Here is a 15,992-nt window from a genome sequence, read left to right as displayed (position 1 = left end):
CACTTGTCTCATTGACAAAGATAGTGAACATTAACCGCCGCTAAACATCTTATAACAACGCAAAGGGATGCCAGTTCAAGCATTCACTTTTGCCAATCCTGCCATTTATGGTAGGGCGTAAAATACAGAGGTCCCAGTGTCAACAGCAAACAACAGTCAACAACCACCAAGTAGCGAACAACCCGAAAACATCAGTATGAATGCTTTCAAACAACCGAAGGCATTTTACCTGATCTTCTCTATTGAGCTTTGGGAGCGCTTTGGTTATTACGGCCTGCAAGGGATCATGGCCGTTTATCTGGTCAAAATGCTCGGGATGAGCGAAGCAGATTCAATCACCTTATTCTCTTCCTTTAGTGCACTGGTCTACGGCTTTGTCGCTATTGGTGGTTGGTTAGGTGATAAAGTTCTCGGTGCGAAACGCGTGATCGTACTCGGCGCGCTGATTCTCGCTGTGGGCTATTCCATGATTGCCTATTCTGGGCATGATATTTTCTGGGTTTATCTGGGTATGGCGACCATTGCGGTCGGTAACGGTTTGTTTAAAGCGAACCCTTCCTCCCTGCTTTCAACCTGTTATAACAAAGACGACCCGCGTTTGGACGGTGCATTTACTATGTACTATATGTCCGTCAATATCGGTTCGTTCTTCTCTATGCTGGCAACGCCTTGGTTGGCAGCCAAATATGGTTGGAGCGTCGCGTTCTCACTCAGTGTTGTCGGGATGCTCATCACGCTGGTGAATTTCTGGTTCTGCCGTAAGTGGGTGAAAAACCAAGGCTCTAAACCTGACTTCGCGCCATTGCAGATCAAAAAATTACTGATGGTATTAGTCGGTGTTGTCGCGTTGATCACACTGTCGAGCTGGTTGCTGCACAACCAAGTTGTGGCACGCTGGGCCTTGGCGTTGGTCTCACTGGGTATCATCTTTATCTTTGCTAAAGAAACCTTCTCACTGCACGGCACGGCTCGTCGCAGAATGATCGTGGCGTTTCTGCTGATGTTAGAAGCCGTTGTGTTCTTCGTACTGTACAGCCAAATGCCAACGTCGCTGAATTTCTTTGCTATCCATAATGTTGAGCATTCCATCTTTGGCATCGCGTTTGAACCAGAACAATACCAAGCACTGAATCCATTCTGGATCATGGTGGCTAGCCCAATTTTGGCTGCTATCTATAACAAGATGGGTGACCGCCTCCCTATGCCGCATAAATTTGCTTTTGGTATGGTACTTTGCTCTGCTGCATTCTTGGTTTTACCATGGGGCGCAACAATGGCGAATGAGCACGGCATTGTATCCGTCAATTGGTTAATCCTGAGCTACGCGCTTCAAAGCATCGGCGAACTGATGATTTCCGGCTTAGGCTTGGCCATGGTTGCGCAGTTAGTCCCTCAACGTTTGATGGGCTTCATCATGGGTTCATGGTTCCTGACTACGGCTGCTGCTGCACTGATTGCGGGTAAAGTTGCGGCATTGACCGCGGTGCCAAGTGATATCACTGACGCCCATGCATCACTGGCAATCTATAGCCACGTGTTTATGCAGATTGGTATTGCTACCGCTATCATTGCAATCTTAATGATGCTGACCGCACCAAAGTTGTATCGTATGACATTAGCACCGACAGAGTCGAAAAAATCGGTCTCTGCCACGGCAGCTTAATGTGCTAGCCAGTGATAAAAAGAGCGCCTTACGGGGCGCTTTTTATTTTTCTCTCCGACACGAGTTAATTCTTAAATTTCCCCTCGCCTGAATCCTTTACAGACAATCAAACATTTAGAACGTACATTGGATAATCTTGCTTATTATTTTCATCGATATAGTTTGAGTATCATTCACAAGAACATGTTAAGGCTCGTTATTCACTTCTGGAGGGAATTTATGAAGGCGTTTCCACTGAAAAAGTTACAACTCCGTAAAGCATTACTGGCGCTGACGGTGGCGAGTGCCTGCGCTCTGCCCCTGAGCTTCTCGACGGTCAGTATGGCGGCTGCCCCCGCGCAGCAACAGACACAGGTTCCCGGTTACTACCGAATGGCGTTAGGTGATTTTGAAGTCACTGCTATCTACGACGGTTATGTCAAACTTGGTACCAATCTACTAAAAGATATCAATGAAAAAGATATCCAGACATTGTTGTCTAGTATGTTTATTGATAGCACCAATGGGGTACAAACTGCAGTCAATGCCTTCCTAATCAATACCGGAACTAACTTAGTCTTAGTTGATGCCGGCACAGCACAATGCTTTGGGCCAACACTGGGGGCGGTAGTCGATAATATTCGCGCGGCAGGCTACCAACCTGAGCAGATAGATACGGTTCTGTTGACCCATTTGCATCCAGATCATGCTTGCGGTATTAACGATCAAGGCAAAGCAGCATTCCCTAACGCTACCGTGTATGTCTCCAAAGGCGATGCTGATTTTTGGTTGAGTAAAGATATCGCCAGCAAAGCTGCGGCAGAACAGCGCCCGATGTTTGAAAAATCAATGGAAGCTGTCGCGCCTTATGTGGCAAACAATAAGTTAAAAATTTACGCGGCTGGTGAAACCTTACTACCGGGCGTGAAAGTGGTACCGACACCAGGCCATACGCCGGGGCACACCTCTTATCTCTTCACGTCAAAAGGTGACAACTTGCTGGTGTGGGGCGATATCGTACACAGCCATTCCATCCAATTCGCGCGACCAGATGTCTCTTTAGAGTTTGATACTGATAGCAAGCAAGCCATTGCTACACGCAAAGCCATTTTTGCTGAAGCGGCGAAAGACAAACTTTGGGTGGCCGGTGCTCACCTTCCGTTCCCAGGTCTGGGCCATGTTCGGGCAGATAAAGTGGGTTACACTTGGGTGCCAGCAGAATACAGTCCGTTGATTGAAAAGAAATAAGACTTCAGAACTAAATTGACCATAGTGAAAATCTATGGTCAATTCACAACGCATAAAACCATCCCTGTATATTTAACTATTTTATAAACTAAATATCAGTAGGCTCGTTATCTGACCATACCGCTAACTGGTAACCATCTGGATCGGTGAAATGAAAACGACGGCCACCGGGAAAAGGAAAAATAGGCAGCACGATAGTAGCCCCTGCCTCTTCCAAACGTTTTTGCGTCTGCTCAAGATTATCTGAATAAAGAATGACCAGCGGCCCGCCATTGGACTGAACCTCACTCAACGTGGTAAGCCCTCCTTCCAGCCGGCCATCAGTGAAGCTGCAATACCTCGGCCCGTAATCGGTAAACTGCCAATTGAAAACCTTGCCGTAGAAATCTTTCGAACGCTCAATATCACTAACAGCAAACTCTATGTAATCTATCCGATTATTATTTCCCTGAGTACTCATGGCTTGCTCCTGATTTAATGATTAACTGACTCATTTATAATAAACATTTCTAAATGTGATGGATAATGTGAGCCTAATCATTGATACCGCCGTCACACTATTTGTGTTCAGAAAATAAACTATACTGTATTAAGGCCGTACAGTATTCACAGCATCCAAATGATAAATGAGGATGAGACCCATCTGTTATCGGCGGCCAATAACAGGTACGGAGGTGATGTATGATCAACCATGTTTGGGGACTTCTGACTCATCCCAGTCAGGAACTACAACAAATCAAACGTGAGGGTGAGAGTGTCCAACACCTGTATGCACATCACGTCCTCCTAATGGCGGCCATTCCGGTGATTTGCGCGTTTATCGGCACCACACAAGTGGGTTGGAACTTTGGTGATGGTCAGGTCATAAAATTGACAGTCTTCACTGCTCTTTATTCCGCCGCTATTTTCTATGCTTTAATTCTGGCTGCCGTTGCACTGATGGGCCGCGTGATTTATTGGATGGCCCGCCGCTATGAAAACCGCCCCAGCTGGCAAAGTTGTACCCTATTCGCGGGTTATACCGCTACCCCCCTATTTTTAGCCGGAATGGTTGCTCTCTACCCTGCCATCTGGTTATGTCTGCTCGTCGGGATTATTGCCCTTTGTTATGCCGGCTATCTGATGTATATCGGGATCCCTAGCTTTTTGAATATTGACCGGCGAGAAGGGTTTATTTTCTCAGGCTCTACCTTTGCCATTGGTGTACTGGTTTTAGAGTTATTGCTGGGTCTGACAGTTTTGCTCTGGGGCTATGGTTCGCGATTACTGTGATTTTTGGGGATTAACAGGCTTTAATCGTGATTAATGTCGCCTAGATCGCAATCTCTTACATCCCCATGCAGAATAAGGTTGTACACTGAGTAGGAATGATGCAAACAGGGCGAAAAAATGAAAAAGCTGACATTAAAAGAAATGACTGAAAGTGAACAACGTGATGTCAAAACGCAACTCGACAGAGCCAGAATAAACTTAGGAAGAGCATTAACCAATTCAGAGCAAAATAAAGTTAAAGACGAAGCCATCGAAAAAATCATGCAAGCCCGAGAAAAAATCGCCAAGTTAACGCGCGTAGAAAGAAAAACCAAAAAAACCGCACCCAGTACAACCACTTTTAGCTGGTCATCCTCGATTAGCACTCGCCCACCACGGTAATAATGATCACTGCCAGAAAATACTGGCAGGAATAGGAATAACCTACAGCGGTGAGTATTCACCGCTGTAGCGCCATGATTCACATTTTGCGTAATAATTTACCCTTTAAGTAGCAATTCGTTTTTACACAATCGTTAGCTTCCTAGATTCTTATTCATTTCCCTTACAATTTTCTGATACTGCTTGCTGTATTTTTTACTCGTCTGCCTTAGGATAAGGAAGCTTAATTCTTTCAGTGCGTTATTAAGGAGTGTGTGATGAAATTGTTCTATAAACCCGGTGCCTGCTCTTTGTCTCCACATATTGTCTTACGTGAAGCGGGATTAGACTTCAGTATTGAAAGCGTCGATCTGGCAGCTAAAATCACTGAGACGGGCCAAGACTATTTAAGCATCAATCCAAAAGGACAAGTCCCTGCATTATTGCTAGATGATGGCAGTCTACTCACCGAAGGCGTTGCGATTGTGCAATATCTGGCAGATAAAGTGCCAGACCGTCATCTGATTGCCCCAGCGGGTACGCTCTCGCGTTATCATGCCATTGAGTGGTTAAACTTCGTAGCGACTGAATTGCATAAAGGCTTTAGCCCGTTGTTTAACCCCAAAACACCGGAAGAATATAAAGTGATCGCCCGCGAACGATTGGATAAGCAATTTAGTTATGTCGATTCAGTGTTAGCCGATCATGATTATCTTTTGGGCAAGAAATTCAGTGTAGCCGATGCCTATTTATTCACAGTTACCCGTTGGGCTAATGCACTGAATATTAAAATAACGCAACGTATCCATTTGGACACATATATGGCGCGAGTTGCAGAGCGCCCAGCGGTCAAAGCGGCATTGGCAGCGGAAGATATCAAGAAGTAAAAAATTGAGGCATTGATTGGTCGATTAGTTATTTAAAGTGCCCCGCTATTCAGGGGCACTTTACAATAAAAGTTATCGCTTGGGCGCAGTTAAAAATATAGTTTGGTCGCAGTTAAAACTTATAGCTTGATCGCATTAAATTGGCAGGTTGGATTAACAATTTCATCCTGCGCCGCTACGACCTGAAGCTCATATTCACCCATGGCTTGAGTTTTCAACATCACTTCATATACCGCAGCGGTAACGTGCTCTAATGCTTTATCCAGCGGCTCACCTTTTAGTAGATTCACCAACAACAAGCCGCTGGTTAAATCGCCCACACCGACGGGTTGGCGTGCGCCGAAATCCACCAGCGGGCGACTGATATGCCACGCATCTTCAGCCGTCACCAATAACATCTCAAAACAATCAGCGTGATAACCTGCACGGCTTAAATGTTTCACCAAGACGACTTTTGGCCCTTTGGCACACAGGTCGCGAGCAACGTTGACAGCTTGCTCAACATTTTCAACCCGTATGCCACTAAGTTGTTCTAGCTCCAACAGATTTGGGGCAATGATATCACTGGCTGGCAGGGCTTCTTTGCAGAAAAACTCGGCAACACCTGGGGCCACTATACAGCCTTTCTCAGGGTGGCCCATCACCGGATCACAAAAATACCACGCGGCGGGATTAGCTTGTTTTACCCGAGCAACTGCAGCCAGAATATGGCCACCCTGCTCCGGTGAACCGATATAGCCACTCAAAACCGCATCACAAGCTTTTAGCCGATCGATATCGGCAATGCCTTGAACAATCTCAGTCAAGTGACTAGCGGGCATTACACAACCGGTCCAGTGACCATATTGCGTATGATTCGAAAACTGGACAGTATTCAGTGGCCAGACATTCACGCCCATCCGGCGCATCGGAAATTCAGCTGCACTATTCCCAGCATGGCCAAAAACAACGTGTGACTGAATTGAAAGTATATTTTTCATTGGTACGGCCTAAAAGTGAGCGACTAATTTATAAGCAAACAATAAGCAGCAAGCAAAAAATAAGGGACATCTCTGCCCCTTATTTATTTCATTCTTATAGCCAGCTAATCAGGCAATAATGTTTTTTGCCGCGGCGCAGTAAAGTATAACGCCCAAACAAGCGGTCAGCGTCAGTAAAGACATATTCTGGATCTGCCTGTTTTTCGCCATTAAGGGCGACAGCGTTAGAGCTAATCATCGTGCGCGCCTGACCACGGGAAGGCACCAATTCAGCATTGACCAAAGCCTGCTGCAAATCGCTATCACGGGCGAGTTCAATTGTTGGCATACCATCTTGCGCTAATTGGGCAAAGTCCGCTTCGGTCATGTCATTTAAGTCGCCGGAGAACAAGCTGGCAGTAATACGTTTTGCGGCCGCCTGCCCCTCAGCACCATGTACCATACCGGTCACATTTTCCGCCAACACGTATTGCGCACGTGGCGCTTTGCCACTGTTTTTGTCTTCTTCTTCCAGTGCGTTTATCTCTTCCATACTCATGAAAGTAAAGAATTTCAGGAAACGATAAACATCAGCGTCAGCGGTATTAATCCAGAATTGGTAGAATTTGTAAGGGCTGGTTTTCTTCGGATCAAGCCACACCGCACCACCTTCGGTTTTACCGAACTTAGTGCCATCCGCTTTGGTGATTAAAGGCACCGTTAAGCCATAAGCTTGTTGCTGGTGTAGACGACGCGTTAAGTCGATGCCTGAGGTGATGTTACCCCATTGATCAGAACCGCCAATTTGTAGCACAACGCCGTGAGCCTTGTTCAAGCAAGCGAAATCATAAGCCTGCAACAAGTTATAGGAAAACTCAGTAAAGGAGATGCCGCTGTCATCACGATTCAGACGCTGCTTGACCGCTTCTTTGTTGATCATCTGATTCACAGAGAAGTGTTTACCGATGTCACGCAAGAAGGTCAGTACATTCATGCCGCCAAACCAATCGTAGTTATTGGCAGCAATAGCGCTATTTTCGCCACAATCAAAATCCAAGAATGGGGAAACCTGGCGGCGGATTTTCTCAACCCACTCATTGACCGTGTCTTCGGTATTCAGTTTACGCTCACTAGCCTTAAAGCTAGGGTCACCAATCATACCCGTTGCACCGCCAACCAATGCAACTGGGCGATGCCCTGCTAACTGAAAACGCTTCAGGCATAACAACGGAACCAGATGGCCCAAATGCAAGCTGTCTGCGGTAGGGTCGAAACCGCAATACAGTGAAATTGGCCCTTGCGCCAGTCTCTCTGCTAACGCGTCTTCATCCGTCACCTGGGCAACGAGGCCCCGCTCTTGCAATTGTTTAATCAGGTTGCTGCTGGTCATCAATGACTCCATTGTCTTTTACAAAAAAACTCGCCCATAGGGGTGTTCAAGGAGGGTATAGGATAAAGCGCCCGCTGCACGAGCGCTAGGTTTAACCTCAATTATTTCATCGTTCTCAAGGGGCTAAACGGTCAATTTTCCATCCATCTGCTTCCCGTTGATAAATAAAACGGTCATGCAGGCGATGTTCACCGCCCTGCCAAAACTCAACAGAATCAAATTTTACGCGGAACCCGCCCCAGAAGCTGGGTAATGGCACGTCACCTTGCTGGAATTTTTGCTTCAGTTCGAGGAACTTACTTTCCAACACGCCACGCGCTGAAATTCGGGAGGATTGCTGAGACACCCAGGCACCTATCTGGCTATCTTTGGGGCGGGAATGAAAATATTTGAGCACTTCCAGCGTCGACAATCGCTCAGCTTTACCGAGGAAAATGACTTGCCTGTCTAGCATGTGCCAAGGGAAGAGTAAGCTAATATGCGGGTTTTCAGCCAGTTGCTGCGCTTTTCGGCTACCCAAATTGGTATAAAACACCATACCTTGCTCATCATAATGCTTCAGCAATACAATGCGCTGGTAAGGTTGACCATGACCATCCACGGTTGCCACACACATTGCGGTTGGATCCGGTAATCGAGCGTCGCACGCCTGTTTCAGCCAACGTTCAAAAAGATCCAATGGCTGTTCAGTTAAGTCACTACGGCGTAGCCCGCCGCGAATATATTCACGACGTAAATCTGCAACATCAAAATTGTCAGTCATATACACTCTGTATCGCGCAGGAAAGCAGTGAGGATTATTCTGCCCTTGCCGCACCAGAATCACAATCACCCTGAGCGAGTAACGACCTGATTACTTGATCAAAGTAATCATTTTATTAAGACACTCACTTTATCAAGACACTCGCTTCATTAAGACAATGGCTTGATCAACACACAGTCATTGATGATGACTTTGTCATCACGCTCGACAAACGCCGTATTCCCTTTCGACCAGAAGGTATATCGGCCATCACTGTATTTAACACCCGAAGCCGCGCGCACCTGCGGTAATGTCAATTGTTCGCCATCTAGAATTAGACTGACTTTTTCGTGTTGATTATCCTGCATTACTGTCAGTTGAGTCGTCCCGCATTGATAATGCAACGTTTGGTTTTTCGGTTGCACTAAGCTGCATCCCGCCAGCACCAATACAGTGGTGGCAGATGCAATAGCGAATAAATATTTCATGATGTCGCCCTCTCTGATGGGCTAAGCTGCCCTGTTCAATGGAAGCTTAGCACCCTCATCGTGACGATACAGGATAGACTGCTCCTAAAATGGTCTCACAGCTAGCTCCCGTCACAGAGGGCAAATTACCGGATTTACCGGATAACGTGCGAAAGGCTAACCAAGCAAAAGCCAGTGCCTCCATATCGTCACCACTGACACCAAAATCATCCGTCACACAGACTTCAGTCCCCGGTAGTAATGCGGACATACGCGACATTACCAGTGGATTTCTCGCCCCGCCACCACACACGAGCAGCCGTTCACAGCCCCCTGCCAATTGCACCTGTTCGGCAATAGAGACGGCCGTTAATTCAGCTAACGTGGCTTGTACATCTTCAGGCTTGATTCCCGGTATTTGAGCCAATTGCCTGTCCAACCACCCTGCGTTGAAGTATTCACGCCCCGTACTTTTAGGTGCCGGCTTGGCGAAATAGGCGTCGCTGTACATCAATTCGAGTAATGGTTGATGAACCTCCCCCGATAATGCCCAAGCCGCATTTTTATCGTAAGGTTGGGTCCGGTTACGCCAAATCCAACTGTCCATCAACATATTACCCGGCCCTGTATCAAAACCACGCACAGGTAAATCAGGTAATAGCATGGATAAATTCGCAATACCGCCGATGTTTAACACCATGCGACGTTCGGTGGCATGGGCTAAAAGTGCATGATGAAATGCAGGAACCAGCGGTGCACCTTGCCCGCCAAACGCCATATCCCGGCGGCGGAAATCCCCCACAGTAGCTATTTGAGTCATCGCCGCGATGCGGTTGTTATCACCTAATTGCGTCGTAAAAGCAGGATCGCCTAGGGGTTCATGCCACACCGTTTGCCCATGACAGCCAATCGCCGTAATGTCCTGTGCGGTAAGCCCTTCTTGGTTCAATAAGCCCAACACGGCCTCGGCAAATAAAATCCCTAATTGAGCATCGAGCTTCCCCACCGCAGATAAAGTGGTTGACTGGCCCTGACACATTCCAAGGATATCTTTTTTCAACTGTTGCGGCATCGGATGAGAATAACTGGCCTGCTGCGCGACCATACGCTCATCAATGGCGGCCAACACGACATCAATCCCATCAAGACTGGTCCCAGACATCACCCCAATAAAACGGCCTGATTTCATAGCAATGACCTTATTTCCTCGTTGAGGAACAAAATAGCGATAAGGCTCTTCATAAGCCAGATCAGAATAATAAAATTAACACCATGAAAAGATATACTTTTTTAAGTGTATACCGCCATAAGGGTCTATCTTAAAGAATGCGTTCTATTTGCAAGAAAGGTCACATAAAAGTCACTACTGCTAACACTTTTGCTTATGGCGGCTAATTTTCTTACTTTAAGAAAACTAAACCACCGTTTAATATTGGTTGAAGTTTGAGGCGCTAAGCTGCGAGCCAATCAACGTTAGCCTAATTTTTCAGCTTATGACCGACACTCTGTATATAGGGATGTTACGAAGTAAGTAGTGAAATAAACATTTGAGTAAGCCATACTTTACGCAAAGACTGAACCGTCAATGGACTGAGTTTGGATGTCCTCGGCAGGCTAAACCGTAATGCGGTAATGTATTTTTAATAGGAGTTTTTATGATCAAGCCATTAATTGCCGTTGCTATTGTTGCGGTAACTTTAACCGGTTGTGCCAATAACAACACACTGTCTGGTGATGTTTTCACTGCATCGCAAGCTAAACAAGTACAAACCGTCACTTACGGCACATTGCTCTCTGTTCGTCCTGTCACCATTCAAGGTGGTGATGACAATAACGTGATGGGTGCTATTGGTGGTGCAGTACTGGGTGGCTTCCTCGGGAATACCGTCGGCGGCGGAACAGGCCGTAGCTTGGCAACAGCAGCCGGTGCAGTGGCTGGTGGTATGGCAGGTCAAGGTGTTCAAGGTGCAATGAACCGCACTGATGGTGTACAGCTTGAAGTCCGTAAAGACGATGGCACCACTATTCTGGTTGTTCAAAAACAAGGCCCAACCCGTTTTAGCGTTGGCCAACGTGTCATGCTCGCAACGAGCGGCAGTACTGTAACGGTTAGCCCACGTTAATAATCTGTTTTCCGTTAACGTAATATTTAAAAATGTCAGGGTTCATTACGAACCCTGACTTGTTATTACTGTGATACTTTTTCTTTCTGCTGTGAATTGAGTCTAAAACGTTCTAATTTACTTTGTTTGTAATTGAATAATATTTCTCTCAAGCTTATCTATCAAATCCGATAACATTTCAATCTCATCTGTAGAAATACCACCGAGAATTTCTTTACGAGTGGAACATATCACACCATCAACCTGCTCTATTATCGGTGAAGACTGTTCCGTCAGTTTTATCCTCTTTGCCCGACGATCATTTGCACAAATATGCCGTGTGATTAAACCTTTCTCCTCCAGTTGATCTAAGGTTCTAACCAATGATGGTTGTTCGATACCAATCGCCTTTGCCAATTGAATCTGTGACTGCTCAGGTGGTAAACGATTAATATTATGCAAGGTAACCCAATGTGTTTGAGTCAGTTCCAACGGCTTTAACCGATGGTCGATAAGTGCGCGCCAAACGCGAACTAATCGTGCTAAATCAGATCCTAATGTCGATTCCAATTGCCCCTCCTTTTATTTAGCGTGCTAGCATAACTCCCAGAGTCCTGTCTATTTTGGGTAATTAACATTAAAAACACAAATGTATATATACCGTTGATACTAGGGCAAAAGCAATAAATACGGGAAATACTTTAGAAAAAATTATGTTTTAACTAAAACTACCCCTTAAGGATTAACCTTATGTACGTAGCTATTTTACCCGTTGGTGCACCACTTACCGACTTGATATTAGGTGCCTCTATCTATTTTCCGCCAATGTTTAAGGCCGTCATGCTAGGTTTAGTGTTGTGGCTATTGATCCATCATATGCTACGGAATTGGATCTACTCTGGTGATATCTGGCATCCGATATTAATGGATCTCTCAATTTTTGTCATTGCAGTCAGTCTTTCTTTATGGGTCTTAGCCAGTTGGTAAATTGACATGAATCATAAATCTCTTAAGTATTTTGCCTCAGTCATCATCTTCTCCATTGCACTGTGTGCGGGTTGGTGGATGTGGAATTATTACATGCAATCGCCTTGGACTCGCGATGGTAAAGTCCGAGCAGAATTGGTCAGCATTACCCCGGAAGTTTCCGGCAGGCTGGTAAAGATATTAGTCCATGATAACCAATTGGTGAGCTCTGGTAGCCTTTTATTTGTCATTGACGCACAACCCTATCAATTGGCGCTAGATAATGCCCAAGCGGCTGTCACCCGCGCGCAGACTGACTTAGCCAAAGCAAATCACGAAGCTGAACGCCGCCGTAATTTACCTAAAAATATTATTTCGGGTGAAGATCTCGATATTGCTAATTTAACAGCCGATAGCATGAAAGCAGCCTATCAAGGCGCATTGGCAAACCTTGAACAAGCTAAATGGAATCTCAGTAAAACGCGTATTTATGCCCCAGCCAATGGCTATATCACCAACTTGAAAACACGAGTCGGTGACTATGCAACTACTGGTACTCCATTAGTCGCGCTTATTGATACCGATTCATTCTATGTCATGGGCTATTTCGAAGAAACCAAACTCAGACACATTAGAGAAGGTAATGACGCCAAAATAGTTTTGTACAATGGCAACATTCCATTACGTGGCGTCGTACAGAGCATTGGTCGCGCGATATATGATCAAAGTGTTGATACCGGTGATGATCTGTTAGTTGATGTGAAGCCTAATGTACCTTGGGTTCGTTTGGCACAACGGGTTCCTGTGCGAATTAAACTGCTGGATGTCCCGCCTGATGTCACGCTAATTGCGGGCACCACCTGTACTATTTCAGTGGCCCGTTAACATGCGCTTTTCTTTTCCCTTGTGGCACCAAACCCCATGGGGCAAGGCCAATGCTGGGCAGTGGCGTTATGCCCTGCGTAACTCTTTGGCCATGTGCTTATCATTGTGGATTGCTTTTGCACTAAATTTAGATGAACCCTACTGGGCGATGACGTCCGCTGCGGTGGTGAGTTTCCCCACCGTCGGCGGGGTCATCAGCAAAAGTATCGGTCGGGTTATCGGAAGTTTATTGGGCGCAGCGGCATCATTGATGATTGCAGGTCATTGTCTCAATGATCCTTGGCTATTCACTTTTGTCATCGCAACATGGATCGGCTTGTGTACTTTCATTTCTAATCATTATCAAAATAATGTTTCTTATGCATTTGCTCTGGCGGGCTACACCACAGCAATCATCGCATTTTCAACCGTGAACACCACTGACACCCAGCAGATTTTTGATATTGCCCAAGCCCGTGTCTGCGAAGTGATAACCGGTATTCTTTGCGGTGGCTTGATGATGATGCTGTTGCCCAGCACGTCAGACGGTGAAGCGCTCCTCACCTCTTTACGCCGGATGCAGTCTCGGTTACTGGAACATGCGGCGCTATTGTGGCAAACCGAACAAACCCCAGCGCTTCGCAGCTCGCATGAGGGATTGATTGGACAGATCCTCACCATGAATCTGTTGAGAATTCAGGCATTCTGGAGTCATTACCGCTTAAGACGGCAAAATAATGTCTTAAATTTTATCTTGCATCGTCAGTTACGGATTACCAGTGTAATAACCAGCTTACGCCGCATGCTAGTTAACTGGCCCACACCACCAGCAAAGCTGGCCGATGTGCTGTCAGAGCTACTGGCGGCATTGCAACAGCCTGATTGCGATAAATATCAGGTGGCTAAAATATTGCAGCAAATCGCCCCACAGCCAGATGCCGATTATCGCCATCAAGCCTTCTGGTTACGGTTGAAGCATTTTTGTTGGTTATATTTGCAGGTGAATAAATGGTTGGCGCGACTAGATAAAACCCAAGAAGACACAATGCAGTCACCGCCCTCAGTCGCATCATTAGCGCGTCATACTGATACCTATGAAGCTGCCTATAATGGGCTTCGTACTTTTGTTTGTATTGTCATCGGCTGCGCATTTTGGATAAACACGCAGTGGAGTTCAGGTAGCTCCGCCTTGGCATTGGCCGCCGTGAGTTGCGTACTCTACTCAGCCACGCCATCGCCAACAGACAGCATTGCTACGCTCTTAAAAGCTATCGTTTTACTCTCCATTGGCTGCTTCATTTTAAAATTTGGCGTGATGGTGCAAATCGATGATTTCTGGCAATTTGCCGTGCTGCTCATGCCCATTTTGATCACCATGCAAATGATGAAACTCCAACACCCTGCTTATGCGTCACTGTGGGGGCAATTAATTGTCTTTATGGGATCGTTTTTGAGTGTCACCAATCCTCCGAGTTATGATTATCAAGCGTTTCTGAACGACAACATTGGCAAGTTAGTGGGTGTTATGTTGGCCGGTGTCGCATTTCAGGTACTTCGGCCTAGTTCAGATAAACGTAAAAGTCGCCGTATTATCCGTATGTTGCGGCGCGATTTTATCGATCAACTCAGCAGCTTCCCAAGGCAAAACCAACACCAGTTTGAATCACTCATCTATCACCGCATCAATCAACTGAACCTCAGTAAAGATCAAACTGCGCGAGTATGGCTACTCCGCTGGGGGATGGTACTGCTTAATTGCAGCCACGTGGTCTGGCAGCTACGTGATTGGCAAACTACCTCCGCCCCCTTGTCTGCGGTACGGGATGTCTGTATTCACTGCCTTAAAGGCTGTATGACGGAGAAAGGTGTACAGCCCACATCACTACAGGCGACGCTACAAGAATTACAGAGAATGAGTACGATTTTAGGGCAATACCCTGATGCGTCTGGACGCGAACTAGCAGGATTAATCTGGCGGTTATATTGTTCACTCACTCAGCTTCAATTAGCGATACCGGATGCAGGAAGTCAAGCTGCGCCAGCATGATACTCGCTGGCGCATAAAAAACATTTAAGGCACATCATAGCCAAGGGCAGCGCGACGAATGCGGAACCATTGTTGACGAGTCATGGTGAGAGAAAGTGATGACCAAGCGGCCTTAACACGTTCTATCTTGCCAGAACCAATGATCGGTATGGGTGCTGAAGGTAAGCGTAGGATCCAGGCATAAACCACTTCGTCAATGCTTTCAGCGCCAATCTCCTCGGCAACGACCTGCAATTCATCACGCAGCGCTTGGAATTCCGGGTCGCTGAACAAACGCCCGCCCCCCAAACATGACCATGCCATTGGTTTAATACGTAACTGCTGGCAAGCATCAAGGGTGCCATCCACAATCGCCGGTTGGTGAAGCGGTGAGATTTCAACCTGATTTGTGACCAACGTGAAAGGCAAACGTGATTGCAGCAAACTGAATTGCGCCGGCGTAAAGTTCGATACGCCAAAATGTTTTACCTGTCCACTTTTATGCAATTGAGTGAATGCTTCAGCCACTTCATCTGCATCCATTAAAGGGTCGGGACGATGAATCAGCAGCAAATCAAGATAGTCAGTATGCAAATGCGTTAATGACTGTTCAGCGCTTTTAATGATATGGGTACGATCTGTAATGTAATGCCCCAGCGCATGCTCTGGTTTCGCCGTGGTGGCAATCCCGCACTTACTGACTAATTCAAGTTGATGACGTAATGACGGCTTCAAGCGCAATGCTTGCCCGAAAGTTTGCTCACATTGGTAACCACCGTAGATATCCGCATGATCCGTTGTGGTAATGCCCAATTCAACGTGTTGCTCAATGAACGCCAACAACTGTTTGGGCGTCATTTCCCACTCCATCAAACGCCAATAACCGCAAATCATGCGAGAAAATTCAGGCCCAAGCGGGGCAAGTTGGGTACGTGTATCCATTATTAGCTACCTCATTTATTAATATGCCCTAAGCATACACAACCAGCAGAAAGGTGAAATCCTCCCTGAGCAACGAATTTAGGGTCAATTGGGGGCTGAGGGGACAAATAGCCCAAAAGGCTAAT

Annotated in this window: 17 protein-coding genes; 9 read left to right on the top strand and 8 right to left on the bottom strand. The window is 46.3% G+C overall.

Features of this window, described 5'->3' with window-relative positions:
* Positions 1-136 precede the first annotated feature (136 nt).
* Together dtpA and BN68_RS04275 are read left to right on the top strand one after the other, a co-directional pair.
* On the top strand, positions 137-1,663 hold the full coding sequence (dtpA, locus tag BN68_RS04280) for a dipeptide/tripeptide permease DtpA (protein ID WP_019209918.1): 1,527 nt from the start codon (positions 137-139) through the stop codon (positions 1,661-1,663).
* Between the two features lie 219 nt (positions 1,664-1,882).
* Positions 1,883-2,890, top strand: coding sequence for an MBL fold metallo-hydrolase (locus tag BN68_RS04275; RefSeq protein WP_019209917.1), 1,008 nt, complete (start codon positions 1,883-1,885; stop codon positions 2,888-2,890).
* Positions 2,891-2,978: 88 nt separating this feature from the next.
* Here BN68_RS04275 and BN68_RS04270 read toward each other — a convergent pair whose 3' ends face one another.
* The gene (locus BN68_RS04270; protein ID WP_019209916.1) at positions 2,979-3,350 is read right to left on the bottom strand and encodes a VOC family protein; all 372 of its coding nucleotides are present in this window, start codon (positions 3,348-3,350) and stop codon (positions 2,979-2,981) included.
* Between the two features lie 221 nt (positions 3,351-3,571).
* Between BN68_RS04270 and BN68_RS04265 the strand changes: the two genes are divergently transcribed.
* The 3 genes from BN68_RS04265 to gstA all read left to right on the top strand — a co-directional run bounded on the left by BN68_RS04265 (position 3,572) and on the right by gstA (position 5,409).
* Positions 3,572-4,162 carry a Yip1 family protein gene (locus BN68_RS04265; protein ID WP_019209915.1) on the top strand — a complete coding sequence of 197 codons (591 nt, stop codon included), beginning with the start codon at positions 3,572-3,574 and terminating at the stop codon, positions 4,160-4,162.
* A gap of 117 nt (positions 4,163-4,279) precedes the next feature.
* Positions 4,280-4,543, top strand: a complete 264-nt coding sequence (yjbD, locus tag BN68_RS04260; protein WP_019209914.1) for a DUF3811 domain-containing protein — start codon at positions 4,280-4,282, stop codon at positions 4,541-4,543.
* 257 nt (positions 4,544-4,800) lie between these two features.
* Positions 4,801-5,409: a glutathione transferase GstA gene (gstA, locus tag BN68_RS04255; RefSeq protein ID WP_019209913.1), complete on the top strand. Its 609-nt coding sequence runs from the start codon at positions 4,801-4,803 to the stop codon at positions 5,407-5,409.
* A 119-nt stretch (positions 5,410-5,528) separates the two neighbouring features.
* Here gstA and pdxY read toward each other — a convergent pair whose 3' ends face one another.
* The 5 genes from pdxY to anmK form a co-directional block, all read right to left on the bottom strand.
* The gene (gene pdxY, locus BN68_RS04250; RefSeq protein WP_019209912.1) at positions 5,529-6,389 is read right to left on the bottom strand and encodes a pyridoxal kinase PdxY; all 861 of its coding nucleotides are present in this window, start codon (positions 6,387-6,389) and stop codon (positions 5,529-5,531) included.
* Between the two features lie 94 nt (positions 6,390-6,483).
* A complete protein-coding gene (gene tyrS / locus BN68_RS04245) occupies positions 6,484-7,758 on the bottom strand; it encodes a tyrosine--tRNA ligase (RefSeq protein ID WP_019209911.1) in 1,275 nt (424 codons plus the stop codon).
* Between the two features lie 115 nt (positions 7,759-7,873).
* On the bottom strand, positions 7,874-8,521 hold the full coding sequence (gene pdxH / locus BN68_RS04240) for a pyridoxamine 5'-phosphate oxidase (RefSeq protein WP_019209910.1): 648 nt from the start codon (positions 8,519-8,521) through the stop codon (positions 7,874-7,876).
* 149 nt (positions 8,522-8,670) lie between these two features.
* Positions 8,671-8,988 (bottom strand): MliC family protein, encoded by a 318-nt coding sequence (locus BN68_RS04235; protein WP_019209909.1) that lies wholly within the window; start codon positions 8,986-8,988, stop codon positions 8,671-8,673.
* 55 nt (positions 8,989-9,043) lie between these two features.
* The gene (gene anmK / locus BN68_RS04230; RefSeq protein WP_019209908.1) at positions 9,044-10,156 is read right to left on the bottom strand and encodes an anhydro-N-acetylmuramic acid kinase; all 1,113 of its coding nucleotides are present in this window, start codon (positions 10,154-10,156) and stop codon (positions 9,044-9,046) included.
* A gap of 466 nt (positions 10,157-10,622) precedes the next feature.
* Between anmK and BN68_RS04225 the strand changes: the two genes are divergently transcribed.
* Positions 10,623-11,090, top strand: a complete 468-nt coding sequence (locus BN68_RS04225) for an outer membrane lipoprotein (protein WP_019209907.1) — start codon at positions 10,623-10,625, stop codon at positions 11,088-11,090.
* Between the two features lie 117 nt (positions 11,091-11,207).
* Here BN68_RS04225 and rovA read toward each other — a convergent pair whose 3' ends face one another.
* Complete coding sequence (rovA, locus tag BN68_RS04220; RefSeq protein ID WP_019209906.1) at positions 11,208-11,639, bottom strand: virulence master transcriptional regulator RovA; 432 nt, start codon at positions 11,637-11,639, stop codon at positions 11,208-11,210.
* 180 nt (positions 11,640-11,819) lie between these two features.
* Between rovA and BN68_RS04215 the strand changes: the two genes are divergently transcribed.
* From BN68_RS04215 to BN68_RS04205, 3 genes are read left to right on the top strand one after another with little or no spacing between them, the layout of a single operon-like run.
* Complete coding sequence (locus BN68_RS04215) at positions 11,820-12,056, top strand: DUF1656 domain-containing protein (protein ID WP_019209905.1); 237 nt, start codon at positions 11,820-11,822, stop codon at positions 12,054-12,056.
* Between the two features lie 6 nt (positions 12,057-12,062).
* Positions 12,063-12,920, top strand: coding sequence for an efflux RND transporter periplasmic adaptor subunit (locus BN68_RS04210; RefSeq protein ID WP_019209904.1), 858 nt, complete (start codon positions 12,063-12,065; stop codon positions 12,918-12,920).
* 1 nt (position 12,921) lies between these two features.
* Positions 12,922-14,946: an FUSC family protein gene (locus tag BN68_RS04205; protein ID WP_019209903.1), complete on the top strand. Its 2,025-nt coding sequence runs from the start codon at positions 12,922-12,924 to the stop codon at positions 14,944-14,946.
* A gap of 24 nt (positions 14,947-14,970) precedes the next feature.
* On the opposite strand, the gene BN68_RS04200 is transcribed toward BN68_RS04205, so the two are convergent.
* On the bottom strand, positions 14,971-15,867 hold the full coding sequence (locus BN68_RS04200) for an aldo/keto reductase (protein ID WP_019209902.1): 897 nt from the start codon (positions 15,865-15,867) through the stop codon (positions 14,971-14,973).
* Between the last annotated feature and the right edge of the window lie 125 nt (positions 15,868-15,992).

The organism is Yersinia massiliensis CCUG 53443 (genome assembly GCF_000312485.1).
GTDB lineage: Bacteria > Pseudomonadota > Gammaproteobacteria > Enterobacterales > Enterobacteriaceae > Yersinia > Yersinia massiliensis.
Note: the sequence above shows the minus strand (reverse complement) of the source record. Positions and strands in the feature narration are given on the sequence as shown.